The 18,958-nt window shown below is 69.1% G+C and carries 12 protein-coding genes and 2 pseudogenes; 10 read left to right on the top strand and 4 right to left on the bottom strand.

Translation table 11 applies throughout. From position 1 onward, the window contains the following. Positions 1-40: 40 nt before the first annotated feature. Positions 41-1,243, bottom strand: a complete 1,203-nt coding sequence (locus ACWD01_RS31350; protein ID WP_451166557.1) for a M6 family metalloprotease domain-containing protein — start codon at positions 1,241-1,243, stop codon at positions 41-43. A gap of 100 nt (positions 1,244-1,343) precedes the next feature. On the opposite strand from ACWD01_RS31350, the gene ACWD01_RS31345 reads away from it, so the two are divergent. Continuing rightward, positions 1,344-2,318 (top strand): LysR family transcriptional regulator, encoded by a 975-nt coding sequence (locus ACWD01_RS31345; RefSeq protein WP_451166555.1) that lies wholly within the window; start codon positions 1,344-1,346, stop codon positions 2,316-2,318. A gap of 124 nt (positions 2,319-2,442) precedes the next feature. Continuing rightward, complete coding sequence (locus tag ACWD01_RS31340; RefSeq protein WP_451166553.1) at positions 2,443-3,132, top strand: sensor histidine kinase; 690 nt, start codon at positions 2,443-2,445, stop codon at positions 3,130-3,132. Positions 3,133-3,481: 349 nt separating this feature from the next. Here ACWD01_RS31340 and ACWD01_RS31335 read toward each other — a convergent pair whose 3' ends face one another. After that, entirely contained in the window at positions 3,482-4,837 is a 1,356-nt protein-coding gene (locus tag ACWD01_RS31335) for a M64 family metallopeptidase (RefSeq protein ID WP_451166551.1), read from the bottom strand. Between the two features lie 241 nt (positions 4,838-5,078). On the opposite strand from ACWD01_RS31335, the gene ACWD01_RS31330 reads away from it, so the two are divergent. Both ACWD01_RS31330 and ACWD01_RS31325 read left to right on the top strand, forming a co-directional pair. Beyond that, complete coding sequence (locus ACWD01_RS31330) at positions 5,079-6,443, top strand: tetratricopeptide repeat protein (protein ID WP_451166549.1); 1,365 nt, start codon at positions 5,079-5,081, stop codon at positions 6,441-6,443. Between the two features lie 885 nt (positions 6,444-7,328). Next, on the top strand, positions 7,329-9,302 hold the full coding sequence (locus ACWD01_RS31325) for a collagenase (protein ID WP_451166548.1): 1,974 nt from the start codon (positions 7,329-7,331) through the stop codon (positions 9,300-9,302). A gap of 565 nt (positions 9,303-9,867) precedes the next feature. On the opposite strand, the gene ACWD01_RS31320 is transcribed toward ACWD01_RS31325, so the two are convergent. Beyond that, the gene (locus tag ACWD01_RS31320; RefSeq protein ID WP_451166546.1) at positions 9,868-10,299 is read right to left on the bottom strand and encodes a hypothetical protein; all 432 of its coding nucleotides are present in this window, start codon (positions 10,297-10,299) and stop codon (positions 9,868-9,870) included. Continuing rightward, positions 10,296-10,691 (bottom strand): hypothetical protein, encoded by a 396-nt coding sequence (locus tag ACWD01_RS31315; RefSeq protein WP_451166545.1) that lies wholly within the window; start codon positions 10,689-10,691, stop codon positions 10,296-10,298. Before ACWD01_RS31315 ends, ACWD01_RS31320 begins: the two co-directional genes overlap by 4 nt. Positions 10,692-11,159: 468 nt before the next feature. Between ACWD01_RS31315 and ACWD01_RS31310 the strand changes: the two genes are divergently transcribed. From ACWD01_RS31310 to ACWD01_RS31285, 6 genes and pseudogenes are all read left to right on the top strand, one after another. Beyond that, entirely contained in the window at positions 11,160-11,291 is a 132-nt protein-coding gene (locus ACWD01_RS31310) for a hypothetical protein (RefSeq protein WP_451166543.1), read from the top strand. A gap of 258 nt (positions 11,292-11,549) precedes the next feature. Continuing rightward, positions 11,550-11,990 (top strand): annotated as a pseudogene (locus tag ACWD01_RS31305) (transposase); the annotation flags it as partial. Between the two features lie 230 nt (positions 11,991-12,220). After that, entirely contained in the window at positions 12,221-13,990 is a 1,770-nt protein-coding gene (locus ACWD01_RS31300) for a DUF4153 domain-containing protein (protein ID WP_451166594.1), read from the top strand. Positions 13,991-14,350: 360 nt separating this feature from the next. After that, positions 14,351-15,423: pseudogene (locus ACWD01_RS31295) on the top strand (PhoX family protein); the annotation flags it as partial. A 1,938-nt stretch (positions 15,424-17,361) separates the two neighbouring features. Continuing rightward, the gene (locus ACWD01_RS31290; RefSeq protein WP_451166541.1) at positions 17,362-17,700 is read left to right on the top strand and encodes a hypothetical protein; all 339 of its coding nucleotides are present in this window, start codon (positions 17,362-17,364) and stop codon (positions 17,698-17,700) included. Positions 17,701-18,451: 751 nt separating this feature from the next. Further along, complete coding sequence (locus tag ACWD01_RS31285) at positions 18,452-18,913, top strand: hypothetical protein (protein WP_451166539.1); 462 nt, start codon at positions 18,452-18,454, stop codon at positions 18,911-18,913. The last annotated feature ends 45 nt before the right edge of the window (positions 18,914-18,958 follow it).

The following is an 18,958-nucleotide window of genomic DNA, read 5'->3' as shown; positions in this document are numbered from 1 at the left end:
CTCCCGCCGAAGGTGCCGGGGCACAACCATCCGCGTTGCGCTACGACTTGGTGATCCGCACGGTCTCGCCGTATCCGTCGGCGCTCAGTACGTCGATCCGGACACCGGCCGCGGCGTCGGTGAACGACTCACCGGCCCAGTACGGGGCGTCGTCCAGCGGGCGGCACCCGGAGGCCGGCGTGCCACTCGGTTTGGCGTCCATGACCCGGATCGGCCCTTCACCGGTCCGCACGGAGGTGTCGATCCGGTAGATCAGCGCACCGGTGGAGCAGGCGGCCGCGTCCGCCTGGACGCTCCGCCTCGATTCGACGACGTACGCAGTCGTGGGACCGGTGCGTACGACCGCCATCTTGGTGCCGGATCCGTACTCGACGGCGGTGAGATACACGGTGTCGCTGCCCGCAGAGGCCCGGCAGACGACCTGACGGTCCTGGGTCCAGCCGAGCTTCCAGGAGTGCCAGGCGAAGTGCTGTGGTCCCGCTCCTCCAATCAGGCCCATCACATCCCATCCGCCCACGAAGCGGTGGGCATCGGTACCCGCGGCGAAGGCGTACAGGTCGGGCAGGCCGAAGGTGTGGCCGGTCTCGTGGGCCACCAGCTTCTTGCCCCAGTGCCACATATCCTGGCCGAAGGTCACCGCCCACTTGATCCGGCTGCCGTCGGCAACGACACCCGCCGTTCCGGGGTCGTACACATAGGTGGGGGTGAAGGAGATCGCCGACGCGTTCCTCGTCGCCACGGCGTAGACCATGTCGTACCGCGAGAAGTCCACGTACGGGTCGGCCGCCGTGACCGCGTCCTTGACGTACGCCTCGTGCTCCTCGTGCGACAGCCCACGCTCGTATCCGTAATCGGTCGATTTGTGCGGCATCCTCACCCAGCGCTGGTGCTGGGTGATGGCCAGCCACGCCTTGCCGTACGAGGCGTTCCACAGCCAGTCCGCACCGGGCGTGATCCGTGCCGCGTCCTCGGCAGGAGACTCGGTGGCGGGGGCATCAGGGAAGTCCACGAAGATCATGGCGACCTTGATGTTCCCCGACGGGCGCTTGAACACGGAGTAGTCCGTGTCCTGCCCTTCGTCCGTCCAGCCGGTGGTACCGCGCAGCGCACAGGCCGACACGCTGTCCGCGGCCGTCGCAGCCCGGGCGGGAGGGTTGCCGAGAAGGAGGAGCGGGAGCAGGGCAGCGAACAGCAGCGGCAGAAGAGCCGGCCGAGTGGTCGACGAGAGAGGTGAGGGTCTCACGTGATCACTACCTTTCCATTAATGGCGTGTGACATTTCACATAAGACTGATGCCGCACGGCCCGGTCCGAAAGCTGTCGCCGGTCCATAACATCCGCGCCATGGATCTGGAGATACGGCACCTGCGGGTGGTGTGCGCGATCGCCGAGGCGGGGAGCCTCACCCGCGCCGCCGCCGCGCTCCGCATGACACAACCGGGCCTCAGTGCCCAACTCCGGCGCATCGAGACCATGCTGGGCGGGACCCTGTTCGACCGGCGACAGGAGGGCGCCGTCCCCACGCCCTTCGGCGAGCTCGTCATCGGGAGAGCCGGCGCCGTCCTGCCGGGCATCGACGGGCTGCTCGCCGACACGGCCCGGGCCGCCCGCCGCATGTCGCCCGCGGACCGGATCCGCGTCGGCTCGGTCGGCGCTCCGCTGCTCGGTCACCTCCTCCTGGCCGTAAAGGCGTTGCTGCCCGAAGCCCACCTGACCGCCCGCTGTCAGTACTCGCCCGTCGCTCTGCTCGACGACCTCGCCGCGGGCCGGCTGGAAGCGGCGGTACTCGGTGATCACCCGGAGCAGGAGCTGCCGCAGCGTGAGGGCGTGGCACTCCATGCGATCGTCACGGAGCCGGTCTTCGTCCTCCTGCCGGCGACCCACCCGCTTGCCGCGCGGGACGAGGTTCCGCTGCCCGAGCTTCTGGACGAAGACTGGGCGGTTCCCCGGCCCGACGGCGACCGGACCCCCGAGTACTGGGCCTCCGTCTGCGCCCTGACGGACCGTGCTCCGTTCGCCCCTTACGAAGCGGAGGGGCGGCAGCTGATCGAGATCATAAGGGCGGGCCTGGCCGTCAGCCTCTGCCAGGCCACGTTCATCGAGGTACCCGGTGTAGCGGTCCGCCCTCTGGCCGGAAACCCCTTGTGGTACCGGCACATTCTGGCCTGGCACCACGATGGCCCTCTCGCGGCCTGCGGCACCGAGGTCCTGCGCCGGGTCGTCGATGGTTACCTGTCCACCTGCACTGCCGGCCCGACGTACGCGCGCTGGCGGGAGCGGCACCGGGCTGCAGCCCGGCCGGTGGCGGTGCCGCCCTGAACCTTCTGAACCTGAAGACAGCAGCAGGAGGGGCATCGATCCACTGCAGATCGTCGACGACGAACACCAAGGGACCTGAGCCTGCTGCTCGTGCGGCGTGTGCGTCGACGTGGCGCAGCGCCTCGTGAACCAGATCGTGGTCTCCGCCGACGGCCGCCAGACCGTTGCCGCTGTCGCCTCCCACGGTCAGGAGAGTGCTGCCGGTCACCGGTTCGAACAACTGGCGCACCACTCCGAAGGCGAATTCCTGCTCCAGGGGACGGCATCGCGCCCGTACGACCGCCAAGCCGCGGACGCGTTTCCGCCAAGCGCTCAGCAGCTGGAAGTGCAGCCGCTGCGGCCGATCATTGAGCGGGCCGTCCTGGCGACGGGCAAGGAGGTACACGTACTCGGCGTCAGCGACGTCCTGGTCCGGACCGACCGACGACGGCTGGAACGCGTGCTGGTCAACCTCATCGCCAATGCGTACAAGCACGGCACTCCCCCGGTAACCGTCGCCATCGAGGGGCCTGTCGTCACCGTCCGGGACCACGGGCCGGGCTACCCGGATCACCTCCTGGAAGCCGTGCCCGCAGCGGTTCCGGACCAGGGCTACGGCCACACCGGTGGGAGAGCAGGGCACGGGCTGGGCCTGACCATCGCCCAGGGCCAGGCCAGAACGCTGGGCGCCGTCCTGGAGTTGGCGAACGCCGTCGACGGGGAGGTGCCGCTACGCTCACGCTGCCCGAAGCCCAGGCGACGCCGCACCGGGAGGTGTCCGCGGCGGACTCCCGGCGCTTTGAGTAGCCGTCATCTCATTTGGCTGCCTGGGTAGATGTCGGCCGTCATGGGGAGCGTCGAGCGGCTGGTGCCGGACGAGTTGTGGGCCTGTTCCAGCCGGTGGCTCCCGCTGTGCGTCCGTCAGTTCGTGTCGCCGCCATAACAGATCATGCCGGGTGGTCGGTGGCCGCACTCGCGGACGCAGGACTGTCGGGCAGGCGTGGGAAGCCATGGCCTGGGTCATGTGGCGATGCCGGCCCGGGTAACGGCAGTCCTGGCAGTGGTCCCGATACGGTCCGGGCCTGCACAACCTGGCCTGCTCGCCCCGGTGTCCGGCCGTTGTTCGGCTCCAGCGGAGCGTCATGACCGACATCGGCCACGGAAGCGAAACGGTCCCGCCGAGGCTAGTAGTGGACGGCCCAGGTCGCCGTGGACTGCATGGTCACGGCGACGGCCGGGTCGCGGACCGCGTCGGTTCGATCGGTGACGACGACGGTCAGGTGGTGCCGACGGACCGAGTGGGAGTCCAGGGGCAGGGCAGAGACGGGTACCGCGGTGCGGCTCTGGTGCGCGGCGACACGCTTGCCGTCGAGGTACCACTGGATGTCGAGTTGCCGCTCACCGGAAAGCCTGGGCACGTCGACCCTGGCGGTGTCCCGGCGGCGCAGGGTGCGGTCGGTGGGAACGCGGGGGGTGACCAGGTTGGCATGGCGGTAGAAGCCGCCGATCATCGCCTCGCGGCCGGGCAGGCTGAACGGTTTGTCGAGGATGCGCATGAGCGAGGCATCGGTCGGCCGGTTGAGGCCGGTCACGTAGTAGCCGCCGCCCTCGTAGGCGCCGACGAGGCCGCCGTCGGGCGAGGTCTCACCGAGCCAGCGATACCACTTGGTCCGGTTGGTGCGCATGCCGTCGGCGGTGAGGGTGGAGATGTTGGACTCCCCGGGCTCCTTGCCCTCATATTTCTCGTACCCGGGGTAGTCGGCGTAAAAGTACTCGTCGGCAAGCTTGCCGAGCGAGTGGCCGGTCTCGTGGATGGCGACCTGTCCCGACTTCTCGTTGCCGGCGGAGGCGGTCGAGATACCCTCGTACCCGAGCGTCTTGCTGGGGGTGTTGTAGCCGGCGCCACCGTACTTGGAGCTGTTGGAGAGCACCACCACGAGGTCGGCCTCGGGAGCCTTGGCAACGTACGAGTCGACCTTCTCCTCGTCGACGCAGAGGAGCCGCTCGACGCCGTCGCACCAGAAGTACGAACCGAGCGCGGTGTTCTTGACGATGTCCTTGCCGGGGTCGCCGCTCACGCCCGATTCCTGGGAGACGGCGTCGACCGTCCAGACGTTGAAGAGGTTGCGGTATGTGGTGTACGGCTCAACGCCGGTGAAATCGGCCCACTTCTTTGCGGCGTCGGCATGGAACTGGTCGAGTTCCTCGAGGGTGTAGCCGTCGCCGACGATGACGACGTCCAACCGGTCGCCGGTCGGGCCGTTGTCGACGAGGGACGAGACGTCACCGTCGGCGCGGGACTCGGCCAAGGACAGCCGGCCGGTGCGGGAGGCGGTGCCGGAGGTGACGGGCACCCAGGTATAGCCCGATCCGGCCTCGACGGCGCCCGTTCCCTCGGCGCCGGGTATCTCGACCCGAGTCTGTGCGGTGTCGTCGACGGGGCCGGCCGAGGCCGATCCCGGAGCGAGGGCGAGTGCGGCGGCGACGGCGATGGTGACGGCAGTAGCCGCGGCACACCGTTCACGCAGAGCGAGGGGCATCCAAGTCCTCCTGGCGGAAAGCGAATTAAGTAAGCGCGTAAATGCGCTTAACAAGACGCTTAAGCTAGGGGCGTCGGCGGGTGGCGCACAATGCCCTTGCCGCGGTTGTTCATGAACGGACGCCGTAACGACCTGGCCGGGGGTGCCCACACGTTCCGCGTCAGGTGCCCGACCGGACGTGGCACCGGGTCGCCGAACCTCGGCACCACGCCCGGACCTGGCCGCATGAAGGGAAGCCGCCATGGACGAACCAGCCGTCATCGGAGAGCGCGTACAACGCCTGCGCCAGGAGCGCGGCCTGACGCAGCGCCGGGTCGCCGAACCGGCCTACACAGCCGCCTACGTCTCCACCCTGGAGGCCGGCAAGGTGCGGCCGTCCGAGGCGGCGCTGCGCTTCCTCGCCGACCGCCTGGGCACCACGTACGAGGAGCTGGCGACCGGGCGCCCCGCCCGACTGGCCACGGAACTCCGGCTGGCGCTGACCGACGCTCGCCGTCTGCTCGCCACCGGTGAACCCGGCGAGGCCGCCGCCCGTTACCAGGACCTGCTCGACGAGGCCGGACGCCTCGGCCTGGAGCGCGAGCGGGCCGAGGCCCTCACCGGACTGGGCGAGTGCGCCCTGGAGGGCGGTGAACTCGACGAGGCCCGGGAGCAGTTCGAGGCGGCCGAGCGCCTGCTGGCCGCCGAACCACCGCCCAGCCGGGCTCGCGCCGTGCGCGGTCGCGCCGTCGCGTACCTGCTCGCCGGTGAACTCCGGTACGCCTGCTACGTCCTCGAGACCGCCCTGGCCGAACTGGCCGAACGAGGCCTGTGCGACCCCGACGCCCTGGTGCTGCTGTACGCCGCCTCCATCGCCCCGTACATGGACATGGGCGCGCACGCACGCGCCGCCCAGGCGGCCGAACGGGCCCTGTCACTGGCGCCCCGCGTGTCGGAACCCGCCCTGGTCGCCGGCATGCACCGCAGTGTGGCACGCACACTGCTCGCCGAGGGCCGGATCGCCGAGGCCGACGCCTCGCTCGCCAAGGCCCAGGAGCTGTACCAGCAATCACAGAACCGCACGGAACTGGCGCACTGCCACTGGATGCGCGGCTACGTCCACGCGCAGAACGGGGACCTGGCGGGCGCCGAGGCGGAGCTGCGCACGGCCCGGGAGATGCTGACCGCGCAGCGCGCCGCGCTCTACACGGCCCAGGTCGAGGTGGAGTTGGCCGATGTGCTGCGTCGCCGCGGCCAACGCACGGAGGCGGTCGCGTTGCTCTCCCGGCTGCTGGAGCGGGGACTGGCGACATCATTGGGTGACCGGCGCGGCGCGGTGCACGCGGCGGGCACGCACCGCATGCTCGGCCTGATCGCCGAGGACGAGGGCGCCGACGAGCGCGCCGAGGAGCACTACGTGCGGGCGCTGGCGCTCCTGGAACGCAGCGGAGCGGTGGGCGACCTCGCGGACCTGTGCCGCCTGCTGGGCGACCTGCTGCGGCGCACGGGGCGGATGGAAGCGGCACTGGACGCGTACCGCACGGGACTCGGGCACCGGGCGGCGCCCGGCGCGACCACGCTGGGTCCCGCTGCGGTGCCGCCCTCGTTTTGCCGGGTGACCGGCTGACGCTCGCGGTGGCCACGGACCGCGCCGGGCGAGCCGGCTTCCTTCCGCGGGGCGCCGGGACGCCCGGGGTCTACGGGAAAGTCGATCCGCGCCCCATGGCGTCCTGATCTTGCCGTTGGGGTTGTCGCCGGCCGAACCCCTCCTCCCCCAGCAGATCGGCGACAGTGTCGGCGCAGACCTTGCGCCGGTCCGGGTCAGCTCCCGAACGGGTGATCTGCAAGCCCTTGAGCAAAGGCGTCGGTCGGAAGAGCCTGCTCCGTCTTCCTCTCGATGCTTCCGACCAGGCCAGTGGGCGAAACGCTGCTCGGGTACCAGAGCCGCCTTCAGCCGCTACCGTCCCACCGGGGTCGCCCACGCGGGCAGCACCGAGGGCCGTTCCCACAGCCGCTTCCTCGACGCCGTCGGGGCCATGGATGCCGTCGATGCGGCCCTCGCCGCCGCTGGCCGCCATACCGAAGTGAGGGTGACCGTCTCGATCTTGTCGCCGGGCACCGTCAGGGACGACAGTGCCGGTCGGGAAGCCGGGCGGCGGTGGCACGGTGATCTTCTCCTCGCTCGCGGCGGGGCCTGCCAGCCCGCCGTGCGTAGGGCCGCCAGCACCCAGGCGGTCTCCGGGGGCAGGTTCAGGTTGCCCCGCTTCAGGTGGGCGCCTCGCAGCATGCTCCGGTTATCCCAAGGTCCGCTATGGCACCACTACTTGACTCACCATCAGTTCGATTTATCGCGTGCAGCCGGCTCCCGATCCGGCATGGAATGTGAAATTGTACGGTCACACGTCACATGCACGGCAGCTCGGGAAGTGCTCAATTTCCGCTGCCGTCACGGTCCGCATCCCCCACCGCCGTGCCCCACGCACGGCTGCCGACCGGCCTGGAGGCCATCGCCATGCGCAGACCCCCCACCCTCAGGAAAGTCGCCCACCTGCTGATACCCACCGTGGCCGCCGCCAGCCTGGGGCTCACCATGCTCGCCCCCCATGGCGCGGCGGCCCCGGCCGGCGCCGTGGCGCCGAAGCCCGCGCCCAGGCCGGCCCTCCCACCACAGCCCGCCTCCGCCACCGTGCTTGCCGCCGAACTCGCACCCGGACACGCCACCGACCCCGCGCGATCGGCCAAGAAGATCTCGGCCCCCGCGCAACGCCCTCCGCACCCCGCGGCCCAGAACGCCGCTCAGCGCGAGCAGGCCCCCTCCGCGGCGAACGCCGCGGCGGACTGCAACGTCGGCGACTTCACCTCGAAGACCGGCGCTGCCCTGGTCAAGCAGATCAAGCAGTCCGAAACCACCTGCATCAACACGCTGTTCAGCGTGACCGGTGAGGACGCCAAAGCCCTCTTCCGCGAGGAACAGATGATCACGGTGGCGAACGCGTTCAAGGACGTCGCGGCCACCTACCCCGGCGACAACAGCACTTTCGCCACCCAGATGGTGCTCTACCTGCGCGCCGGCTACTACATCCAGTACAACCAGCCGGAGAGCGTCGGCGAATACGGTCCCACGCTGAAGAGCGCCATTCAGGGCGCCCTGGACGCCTTCTTCGGCTCGTCCCACGCCTTCGACGTCACCGAGGCCAACGGAGAGCCCCTGGCCGAGACGGTCACGCTGATCGACAGCTCCGAGGAGAACGCCCGCTACCTCGACGTGGTCAAGCGCCTGCAGAAGAACTACAACTCGTCGTACGACGAGTTCTACGGGATGCTCGCGGCCGTCAACAACACCTACACCGTGCTCTTCCGCGGCCACCAGCTGCCGGAGTTCGCGCGAGCGGTGAAGGCGGACCCGAGCGTCCTCACCGGACTGCGTGACTTCGCCGTCGTCCACGACGATCTGCTCGGCACCGACAGGTCCTACCTGGCCAGCAACGCCGGACGCGAACTCGGCCGCTTCCTGCGGCACGCCGACCTCAAGGACACCGTCAAGCCGCTGGTCAAGGAGCTGCTCGGCCGCAGCCAGATCACCGGACGCACCGCACCTCTCTGGGTCGGCCTTGCCGAGATGACGGACGAGTACGACAAGGAGAACTGCGCCGAGTACGACACCTGTGACCTGCAGAACCGCGTGCGCGACGCCGTGCTGCAGGTCACGCACGCATGCGGTCCGAGCGTGAAGATCCTCGCGCAGGAGCTGACCGCGTCCGAACTGTCGGCCACGTGCGACAGCGTCCTCAAGCAGGACCCGGTCTTCCACGACATCGTCAAGGACAACGGTCCGGTCAAGGACGACAACAACACCAGCATCGAGATCGTCGCCTTCAACTCCAGTACGGACTACAAGACCTACGCCGGTGTCGTCTTCGGCATCGACACCAACAACGGCGGCATGTACCTGGAGGGCGACCCGGCCGCTGAGGGCAACCAGCCGCGCTTCATCGCCTACGAGCAACCGGCCCCGGACGGCGCCTTCCAGATCTGGAACCTCAACCACGAGTACACCCACTACCTCGACGGCCGCTACGACATGTACGGCGACTTCGCCGCCGGGCAGTCCACCCCGACCGTGATGTGGATCGAGGGTTTCGCCGAGTACCTCTCCTACTCCTACCGCAGCATCACCTACGAGAGGGCGATCAAAGAGGCAGGCAAGAACACCTACAAGCTCAGCCAGCTCTTCGCAACCACCTACGACAACGCAGACACCACCCGCATCTACCAGTGGGGCTATCTGGGCGTCCGTTATATGCTCCAGTCGCACCCCGAGGACGTGACCACCCTGCTCGGCCACTACCGCGCAGGCGAGTACGACGCGGCCCACAACCTGCTCCGAGACACCATCGGCACCAAGTACGACACCGACTTCGCCGACTGGCTGAGCAAGTGCGCCGGCGGCGACTGCGGCCAACTGCCGGCCCGGAGCGGCCGGTGACCGGGACCTTGGTCACCGGCAAGAACTGAGCCAGGACAGCCTGGTGTCCCACGCACGAACGATGCGCGGGACACCAGGCCCCTCAACCGCCCGGGTTCATCCGCCCTGAAAACGTGGAGGCTCGGGACTGTAAATCGTTCGGCCCTGTCGCACATCCGATGGTGACGGAGTATGAGAATCTTCCGCCGTCAGTTGCAGAGCGTGCGATCAGTGCCCTGACCTCGATGTTTCGCGAGCGGTCGGCGCTGCCGTGAGGAAGCGTCCCGGCACGCCAGCCTCACATCGGCGGGCACCGTACAGGCCGCCGACTCCAGATGGCGACCGCTGCAACGTGCTGACCTGCGGCTCCCTGATCGGTGGGTCCACACCGTCACATCACCGTCCGTCACCGCCGGATGTGAGACAGGGCCGATCGTTTGACAGACCCAATGGGCCTGACACGGTGGGGGCGCCCGTACTGCTTCATGCCCCGGTGCGTGCCTGGTGGCGCCGTTGCTGGCGAGCTGCACGAAGAGCGGCGCGCTGTTCGCCAGGCCGTGCACGAACAGGTGGTGCTCGGTGGCTGTCAGTTGGGTCGGCCGGGGTCCGTCCGGTCCGCTCCCGTCGCGGGCGGCAGCTGCCCGGGGTAGGGAACGTCGGGGCTCAGGGCCTGAAGCCACTCGATCTCTGCCCGGGAGAGTTCTCCCTCTCGGGCTTTCGCGGCCACGCCCATGGCCGCCACGTCCGCCCGGGCCGAGGCGTGCGTCGAGTGCTGCTGCATGATCGCCCACGCGTAGACCGCCCGTTGCTCCCTCGTCGTGGTCGCGAACTTGCGGATCATCCCGATCAGGACCACCAGGAAGACGATCCCGATGAGGATCATCATGACTCCGCCGCCATTGTCCTCGGAGTTGCTCATGAGGACGAAGACGCCCCCGGCGGGGCACAGGAGCGCGAAAAACGCCAGGACGCCGATCTGTGTCACCCAGTATCCGGTGCCCTTGTACTGTCGGTTCACTTCTCCCCCTCGCTGCTTATGACGGCCACCTGGTCCGACCACGGCGCGAGGACCGTCGCGCGCGACTCGGGATGCTCCCGCAGCCACGTCAGGAACGGGAGCAGCTCACCGGCCGGAGCGTACAGCCGGAGCGAAGCCGCCTCGTCCTCGGAGCGTTGTCGGCCTGCGATCCGGTAGGAGGCGGCCGGGGCGACGAGATCGAGGTGCAGCCCGTTCGTCACGCGTGCCCCGACCACGTCTTCCCACGGCACTTCGACGACACCGTACATATTCGACCGCACCACCGCCGGGGTGAGTTCGAGCGTCGGCTTCCTGGGCCTGCGCAAGGACCGCACGGCCATCATGCTGAAGCCGGCCGGCACCAACAGGAGCAGGCCGATCCCGAAGACCACGACCGGCCGATACCCGGAACGAACCGGCCGATACCCGGAACGATTCGACATCCATATGTATTCGTCGCCCCAATGCGACGCCACGGTCCCGCACATCACGACCGCGCTCGTCGCCATCAGGCACGCCAGCACGATGAACAGTACGGCCCGACGGCGTGCCTGGCGGAATTCTGCCGGTTGCTGCGGGGCGTAAGCGACACCCGCCGCCGTCGATCGCCACAGTCCGTCGAGGCGAGGAGGTATCGCAGCAGTTGGCATGTGCAGCACCTTACGACAGCCGTGAACCGCATCAAAAAGATCAAAAGGCAGCTCTACGGTCGCGCCGGATTCGAACTGCTCCGCAAAATGATCCTGCTTCAGTAACCCTCCGCGACGGCCCCCAAGATCTGTGCCAGAACCTGGTGATCAACAAAACCATCTTCAGGTAGACGTGGTGAGCCGTGAGCCTGTCAGGTGGAGCTCGCGCCGATGCTTCCGTACGCCCTGTTCCGGCCCACCGGCGCGGAGGACGATGGCGTCATGGGCGAGCACGACCAGGACCAGGGCGACGTCGCCGGTCCGGCGCGGCCGCCGTTGAGCGTGGCGCAGGTTGGTAGGTGACGACACCGCCACCTACCGGCAACCCTTGACGATCCGGACCTGGGATTCCACAGCATCATCGCGGTGATCTTTGCTGCTTGTGAACGCCACTGGGCCGGTGCCGCCTGGGGTTGCCGACACAGCCGGATCACGCCTGCGGCGCTAAGGTTTTCCGGCCTCGTCGGGTGGCCACGGAATGCGCTCGGCGGGTCAAACTCAGCGGCGCAGCACGGCATCGTTCACGATCAAAATCATGTGGGCGGACCAGTCAGCGTGGCATTGACCGCCCAATGGCAGGCCGACCACGAGGCGTTCGGCGAACGCGACCTGTCCGAATCGGACCACGTCTACGTCTGGGCCGACGACATCCACCTGCGCATACGCCTGGCCGAGGCGAAGTCGTGCGTTCTGGTGCTGATGGGCGTGCGCGCCGATGGCACCAAGGAGCTGATCGCCATGGCCGGCGGTTACCGCGAATCAGCGGACTCGTGGGCCGATCTGCTGCGGGACTGCCGGCGCCGGGGCATGCGGGCACCGGTCCTGGCCACCGCATCCCGGCGCGGCCGCGCCAGCTACGTCGGCGACCATGCCATCGGTGTTCCCGACCCTGGTGCCCTCGCCGTCGCCCTACTCTTCACCGCGATGGCCGGCATCCACGAGCCGACCATGGCCGGCCGCCTGCCCACTCCCGGGTCCCTCACCGTCCACAGGCCTTCCTGACCGAGGTAGGCGCACCCGCCCCCTCCGTCGGCCGGGGAGGCGCGGGAGCAGGAGCGTCGGCGCTGCGTACCAGCGACCGTGGTGGTGGCCGGCAAGGCCGGGCAGCCGCCCGCCGACTGGCTGGGGCCTACGGAGGCGTTGCCGGACCGGCTCCCCGACCGCATCTGCTGAGCGGCCCCGCCCCGGAATGGCCACCGATGTGAGCATCCTCCCGGACCGTCGGGCGGCTCATCTGTCACGGTCCTGTTGCAGCCTCGTACCAGGAGGGCCGGCCGGTGCCGCCGGGAATACCCTGTCCGTCACGCCGTGCAGCTGATCATGAAAGACGCACGCCGACGAAACACCGGATCGCACCCGCCCGTGAACGGTGGCGGGCGATCCGGTCGGGAGGGGGTCCCGTGCCAGATGTACAAGACGCACCACCGCCGAGGTCCAGTACCGGACCTTCAAATGCCTGGGCAGGACCGGCGCCCTGGCCGCCACCACCGCACGGCACCAGGATCAGCCCCGTCAAGCCGGCCGCGGCGAGCGTCGCGACCCTGTTGTGCGTGCTGGCCACCGCGGTGTTCAGTGCGTCTCTGCTGGGTGACGGCGCCGGCCTGAATCTGCTGATCGTCGCGGCGCCCGCGGCGCTCGGCGCGTATTTCGCCGCCCGGGCCGCCGGCCGCAGACTGCGCCCGTGGACCCTGGCGTGGGCGCTCGGTGGCGTCGCACTGCTTTCCGTACCCGCGCTGCGCGACGCCGGCTGGCCGACGTTCCTCGCCGTCGTGTCGTCGTTGGCCCTCGCGTCCATGGCGCTGAACGGCGGCCGGACCTGGCTGGGCGTGCTGCTGGGCCCGCTCGGCCTGCCCAGCTCGCTCGGTACCGGCGTTGCCTGGGGATGGGGTGGACTGCGCACCCACGCCGCTGCCTCGAACGGGCGGGTGGCACCGGTCCTGCGGACGGGCGCGGTGGCGGCGTTGCTGGTGATCGTGTTCGGAGCACTGTTCGCCGGAGCGGACGCAGCCTTCGCCGATCTCCTCGGCGGCCTGATCCCGGATGCCTCGGTCGCCGATGGCCCCTGGCGTTTCCTGCTCTTCCTGCTCGGCCTGGTCGGCGCGCTCGCGGCGGCACGCCTCGCCGCCGCTCCCCTGCACTGGGACCGTCTCGAGATGCGCCCCGGCCGCGCCCGCTCCCGGTGGGAATGGGCGCTGCCGCTCGTCGTCCTCAACCTGCTCTTCGCCACGTTCATCGCCGTCCAGCTCGCCGTGCTCTTCGGCGGCTACGACAAGGTGCTCAGCGAGACCGGTCTGACCTACTCCGAATACGCTCGCCAGGGCTTCTGGCAGCTGCTGTTCGTGACCCTGCTGACGCTGGCCGTGATCGCCCTGGCCACGCGCTGGGCCCCGCGCTCCACCGCGGGCGACCGCGCCCTGGTCCGTGCCGTCCTCGGTGCGCTGTGCGTGCTCACTCTGGTCGTGGTGGCGTCGGCGCTGCGCCGGATGGACCTGTACGTCGACGCCTACGGACTGACCCGGCTGCGAGTGTCCGTCTCAGCCATGGAGTTGTGGCTCGGACTGGTGATCGTCCTCATCATGTTGGCCGGGGTGTACGGCATGAAGTGGTTGCCCCGTGCCGTGGCGGCGAGTGCCGCGGCGGCCGTGCTCGCGTTCGGGCTCGCCTCACCGGACGACCTCGTCGCGGAACGCAACGTACAGCGCTACGAGCGCACCGGAAAGATCGACATCGACTATCTCGAAGAGCTGTCCGCTGATGCCGTTCCGGCGCTCGACGGTCTGCCGGAGCCGCTGCGCACCTGTGCGCTGGAGGAAATCGCACGCGACCTGGAGGAGACGGACGACTCCTGGTACGCCACGAGTTGGGGCGAGTACAGGGCGCGCAGCATCCTGGCCGAGCGCGGCGTCGCCGACGACGTGGTGTGCGACGCGGTCGACAACCGCTTCTACGATGACGGCGAGTGGGAGCAGGAGGGCGAGCTCGGCCCGTCCGACGACTACTGAGACGGCGCAGGCCTCGCCCGCCTGATTGATGCGGTGCGGGGCCTTGGGTACGGGCCGCCCCTTGTGCCGGTTCGTACCGGATCTGCTGCGGCTGGGCCCTGTCCGGGCCGACCGCCCGCTGTCCCGCTGAGTAGCTCCAGGTCGCTCCTGCGTACCCGGAAGACGAACGCTGCGGCCAGGCCGGCCAGGCCCGCACCTGCCCAGAACGCCGTGGCGCATCGGAGGCATCCGCCCGTCGCACCGAGGAGCGGGGAAGCTTCCCTCGCAGCCGAGGACACCGGAACCTCCCCTGGCCGCCGGTGCCCATTCGCGCTGACGACTGCCCCTGGCACAGCCGTCATACAGCCGTGGGCAGGTCCGCGGTCTGCCAACGAGGCCAACCGGCACGGCTGGATCGTCGAGATCGACCCGTACGACCCCGACTCCACTCCGCGCAAGCGCACCGCGCTCGGCCGGTTCAAGCACGAGGCCGCCGAGCCCCGGCTGACCTGCGACGGCCGAGTCGCCCTCTACATGGGTGACGACGAACGCTTCGACTACCTCTACAAGTTCGTCTCCACGAACCGGTTCAAGAAGGGCGACAGCCGCACCGCCCGCGAGCACAACCTGCGCCTCCTCGACGAAGGCACCCTCTACGTCGCCAAGTTCACCGGCGACAGCCCCGCCGCCGAGATCGACGGCACCGGCACACTCCCCGAGGACGGCGACTTCGCCGGCTCCGGCACCTGGATCCCGCTCGCCACCGGCAACACCTCCCACATCCCCGGCATGACCGCCGACGAGGTGTACGTCTTCACGCGCCTGGCCGCCGACAAGGCCGGCGCCACCAAGATGGACCGCCCCGAAGACGTCGAGCCGCACCCCCACACCGGCCGCCTCTACGTCGCCCTCACCAACAACAAGGACCGCGGCGCGGCCGGCAAGACCGGACCGGACGAGGCCAACCCGCGCAACGGCAACAAGCACGGCCACATCCTCGAACTCGACGAACACCGCGGCGACGCCGCCGCCACGTCCTTCGCCTGGCGCCTCATGCTCGTCTGCGGCGACCCCAAGGACCCCTCGACCTACTTCGCCGGCTTCGACAAGAACCAGGTCAGCCAGATCTCCTGCCCCGACAACATCGCCTTCGACGAGCACGGCAACCTCTGGCTCGCCACCGACGGCGCCGCCCTCGGAGCCCACGACGGCCTCTTCGCCGTCCCGGTCAAGGGCCCCCACCGCGGCCGCGTCAAACAGTTCCTGACCGTCCCCAAGGGCGCCGAGACCTGCGGCCCGATCATCACCGACGACCGCACCCTGATCGCCGTCCAGCACCCCGGCGAACTCGACGGCGCCACCGCCGAGAAGCCCGCCTCCCAGTGGCCCGACGGACCAGACAGCATCCCCGGCCCTCCGTCGTCGCCGTATGGAAGGGCAGCCTCCGTAACTGACCCCACCCGGATGCCCGGCCCGCCATGCGGCGGACCGGGCATCGCTCATACGAGTCGCAGCTCTCCCGGAATGACAGCCATCGAACGGGGCCGGCACCGGCGCGCGCCGGGAGACAACGCGATCACAAAGCGTCACCGTTCGCCTCACCGAGGCTCGGCCGATTGCGCACCAATCGCCGCCGCAATCGCTGCTCGTTCGGTCCGGATTCCGCCGCTTCCCCACTATGCAGTGCTCAGCGGCGCGCGGACCCTACACACAAGGAAGCGGCATCAGGACCTGTCGGACACCGAGCTGGCGCGCCGGCTCCAGGATCCGCAGTCTCGTGAGCATTTCCGCGTGGTCATGAGCATTAGCGATGTTCAGTAGTTGCCATCCGCAGGTTCTTGCGATCTTCCGGAGGGAGTCGTGCTCGAGCTTCCTACGCGGGTCGGTACGACATGAGGTAACCGCTCGCAGGTCGGGGCAGTGCTCCTTCCCGCGTGGTGGCCTCACCAGGCGGTGGGTGGGAGTGCTCGCTGGCGCGGCTCGACGGCACTGAACTCGAACGGACCCTCAGGGAGTCGGACTTCATTTCGCTGGGCGAGGCGTGCCCGGCCGACGCGGCGGCAGGCGACGGGCTCGTGGTGTACGCGGCGCCGGTTCGCCCAGCCGCAGACGAACGCCCCGGTCGGGGGTGTCTGGCTGGTTGTCGCGTTCACGGCCGCCGCCACGGTGGCGGCGGCGACGTTCACGTCTGTCGGAATGGCTCGCGCGGGCGCGCCGAGGATTCCGTGTCTCCTACGGGGCCGGGCAGAAGAGTCGCCGCCGGCTCGCACCTGAGACGGGCAGCTGCAGCGGCCGCAGGCTCACGCGCCGACGGGTTTCCCGGCGGCCCGGCCGATCAGTCCCCGTCGTCAACCCACCGCCGGCCGCATCGCCGGCACCTGCCTCCCCACCACGGGTCATCCCAGTCGTGTTCGGTGACGACCTCGCGGTCTGTCTCGCCGCATCGCCGACAGATCTGTGCGAAGTCGCAGGGCCTGGCCCTGCGGTTCGGGGTGACATAATCCGGGCGCTGCGGCACGGGGAGGCCGTTCACTGCCACGAGGTCGTGCGTGTGCCGGACCCACGCGGATTCGTGTCCGCAGCGAACGCAGGCCACAACCTTCCGGCACGATGGATCCCTCGATTCCGCGCGCCCGTACTCGTGCAGCACACCGGAACGCTGCAGCCGATCGCAGCTCACACACCGCCACTCGTGAAGGCACGGCTCCGAAGCGCGACTGCTCACGTCGGCCAGGACGCGCCGATACGCGTGGACCCCAAGCCGGCAAAGCGCACGCCGCACGAACGAGACAGACTGGCCAGGAGTGCTCATTCCCGCAGCCCCCTCCCTACTCGCAACCCCGGCCGTCGGCATCCCGGCCTGCGGCCCCGCCCGCATCGTAGGCCGCACTTGCCCGACCGTGAATGTCCTCATACGGCTCGAAGCCGGTTCTCGCCATCTCGGCGCGAGCACATGAGCCGACTCCCACAGAGCTGATGAAGCCCGGTGAGCGAAAACGGCGTTCAGTACGCCCATGGATAGCTCACTCGCTGTCACCGACCCGATCGCGGAGAACCGCCGATTGCTCACCATCCCCCGACTCGGCTGCTGCTCAATGAGCGCGGATTCCAGAGTTTCCGCAGGAGCCAGTGCTCACGAAGTCGCGGATCCTAGACACGCGGAAGCGGCGTGAGGAGCTGCCGGACACCGAACTGTGGGTGCAGGCACGGCTCGACGCGCGAACCGAGTTCGCTCTCGCGCTGCAGGAATGGGAGCCGGTGACCCCTTGCAGCGCCCGGCCCGCCGCCAGCGCACGCCGCGAGCCTCAGTCGGCAGGCTCGTGACAGCACCCATGCACTACTGGCGGGATGTCCATGCGTCGGGCCCAGGTTCCGGATCTTCTTTCACCGGGATGCTGAGATCGATCTCGATCCGATCCCTCGATAAGATGCCGGCCGCTTCTGCAACGACCACCGGGCCGTTCAATGCGTCCGTTTCGGCCTGCGCCGCCAAGTACATCGCCGGCGAACTCGAACCGCTCAAGCCGGCCCGGGCACCGCGCCCCACGACAGGCGGGAAGCCGGAATCCAAGCCGAGCACGAGCCTGCGGGCAGGCGACGACGAATGGACGCACGTCGAAGCCCGCTGCGCACAGGACACCGAGCGGCTGGGCTTCCACGTGAACCCCTCACGGGTGATCACCCAGTACCTGCGCGACACATACCTGGCCGGTCGAACCGACGGGAAGTGACCGAGAGCCTGAAGCGTCGGGCTCGACCGGCCGAACTCCGTCATGCCGGGCCGACGACGCCGCTGTAGCGTTGCGAGCGAAGGCCGTCTCTGACAGGACACACGGCCGGGCGGTTCCGCGGTCGATCGCACGTTACGCGGAACCGCCCCTTCCTCCCCGCAGGTGAACCGAGAGACAACTCTCCTGTGCCCTGCGTCCGGCACCTGGACCGTGGGCCTGAACCGTTCCGGGTTCGGTAGGGACTCGATCATTTGAGAGGATCGAGCCATGGTGATCTTCCTGCGGAGCAGGTGACACGGCCTGGGGCCGGTTCCGCAGGCCTGCTGCGCGTCCCAACTCCGCTACCGCCTGCCTTCTCTGGGTACAGTGCCGCCACCTCACCGCGGCAAGCGTGGTCTGGCCAGGTCGTGTTCGAGCGTGAGGCTGGAGCTGGGCCGTCCAGCCTTGTCCCGTCCAGCAGCTTGTTCAGGTTGGTGATGCCGGCGATCACAGCCGCGGCCGTGGGGATGTGTGAGCGGACCCTGGTAACCAGTCGTCGAAACCGGCCGTTGATTTCGTGTGCGCTGTCGCCGAACTCTCCGCCGCCTCGCCGTGTCGCGCCCGCCTGGCCGTGCCGTTTCGGCCGGGCTGGGGGCGTCTGCCGGGTGCCTCAGGCGGCTGGGTCACTCCGGTTTGCCGACGTGGGCTCGGTTTCCGGCCAACGAGGGGGACGAGCGGCATCTTCGGGCCGGTCTGGTGGCAGGGCAGAGCCATGGAAATCTGGGTAGGAATCATCGCCGTCACCAGCACCCTGCTGGGCGCTGTTGTGTCGCATGGTCTGCAGTCCCACACGGCCAAAAGGCTCCATGCGGAAAGCTTGACGGCCGAGAGCAGACGCGAACTTCGTCAAGCCACCGCTCGCCTGCTTGCAGCGAAGACCATACTGCGCCGCCTGCAGTACGACCGTTGGGGGGCCCGCGAGGCGGAACCTGCGGAGAGGAAGGCAGCTGCGGACGCCGCTCTGGAAGCCCGCTCGTCGGTCATCGCAGCGCTGGCCGAAGTCCAGCTGCTCACCGATAGTAGCGAGGCACGCGAGCGGCTTGCCGAGTTGGTGGACGCGACCTTCACTCTCCATCAGGCTTCTGACGAGGAAGACCTCGCCACCCGCTCTCTACAGGCTCGCGCTGCCGCCAGTAGTGTGGTGGACGTTCTTGGACGTCTCGTCCGTTGCTGACCGTGTGCTTGGCGGTGATCCGGGACTGCGGTGGCCGGGGCGTGG

Source organism: Streptomyces sp. NPDC002835 (genome assembly GCF_053591995.1).
The sequence above is the reverse complement of the archived record's forward strand: the minus strand, read 5'-3'. Positions and strand labels throughout refer to the sequence as shown.

Bases quoted from the DNA above. Each gene is read 5' to 3' on its own strand.
- ACWD01_RS31345 (WP_451166555.1), top strand. From the start codon at position 1,344: ATGGATCTGGAGATACGGCACCTGCGGGTGGTGTGCGCGATCGCCGAG.
- ACWD01_RS31335 (WP_451166551.1), bottom strand. From the start codon at position 4,837: ATGCCCCTCGCTCTGCGTGAACGGTGTGCCGCGGCTACTGCCGTCACC.
- ACWD01_RS31330 (WP_451166549.1), top strand. From the start codon at position 5,079: ATGGACGAACCAGCCGTCATCGGAGAGCGCGTACAACGCCTGCGCCAG.
- ACWD01_RS31325 (WP_451166548.1), top strand. From the start codon at position 7,329: ATGCGCAGACCCCCCACCCTCAGGAAAGTCGCCCACCTGCTGATACCC.
- ACWD01_RS31310 (WP_451166543.1), top strand. From the start codon at position 11,160: ATGCTTCCGTACGCCCTGTTCCGGCCCACCGGCGCGGAGGACGATGGC.
- ACWD01_RS31290 (WP_451166541.1), top strand. From the start codon at position 17,362: ATGCTGAGATCGATCTCGATCCGATCCCTCGATAAGATGCCGGCCGCT.
- ACWD01_RS31285 (WP_451166539.1), top strand. From the start codon at position 18,452: ATGGAAATCTGGGTAGGAATCATCGCCGTCACCAGCACCCTGCTGGGC.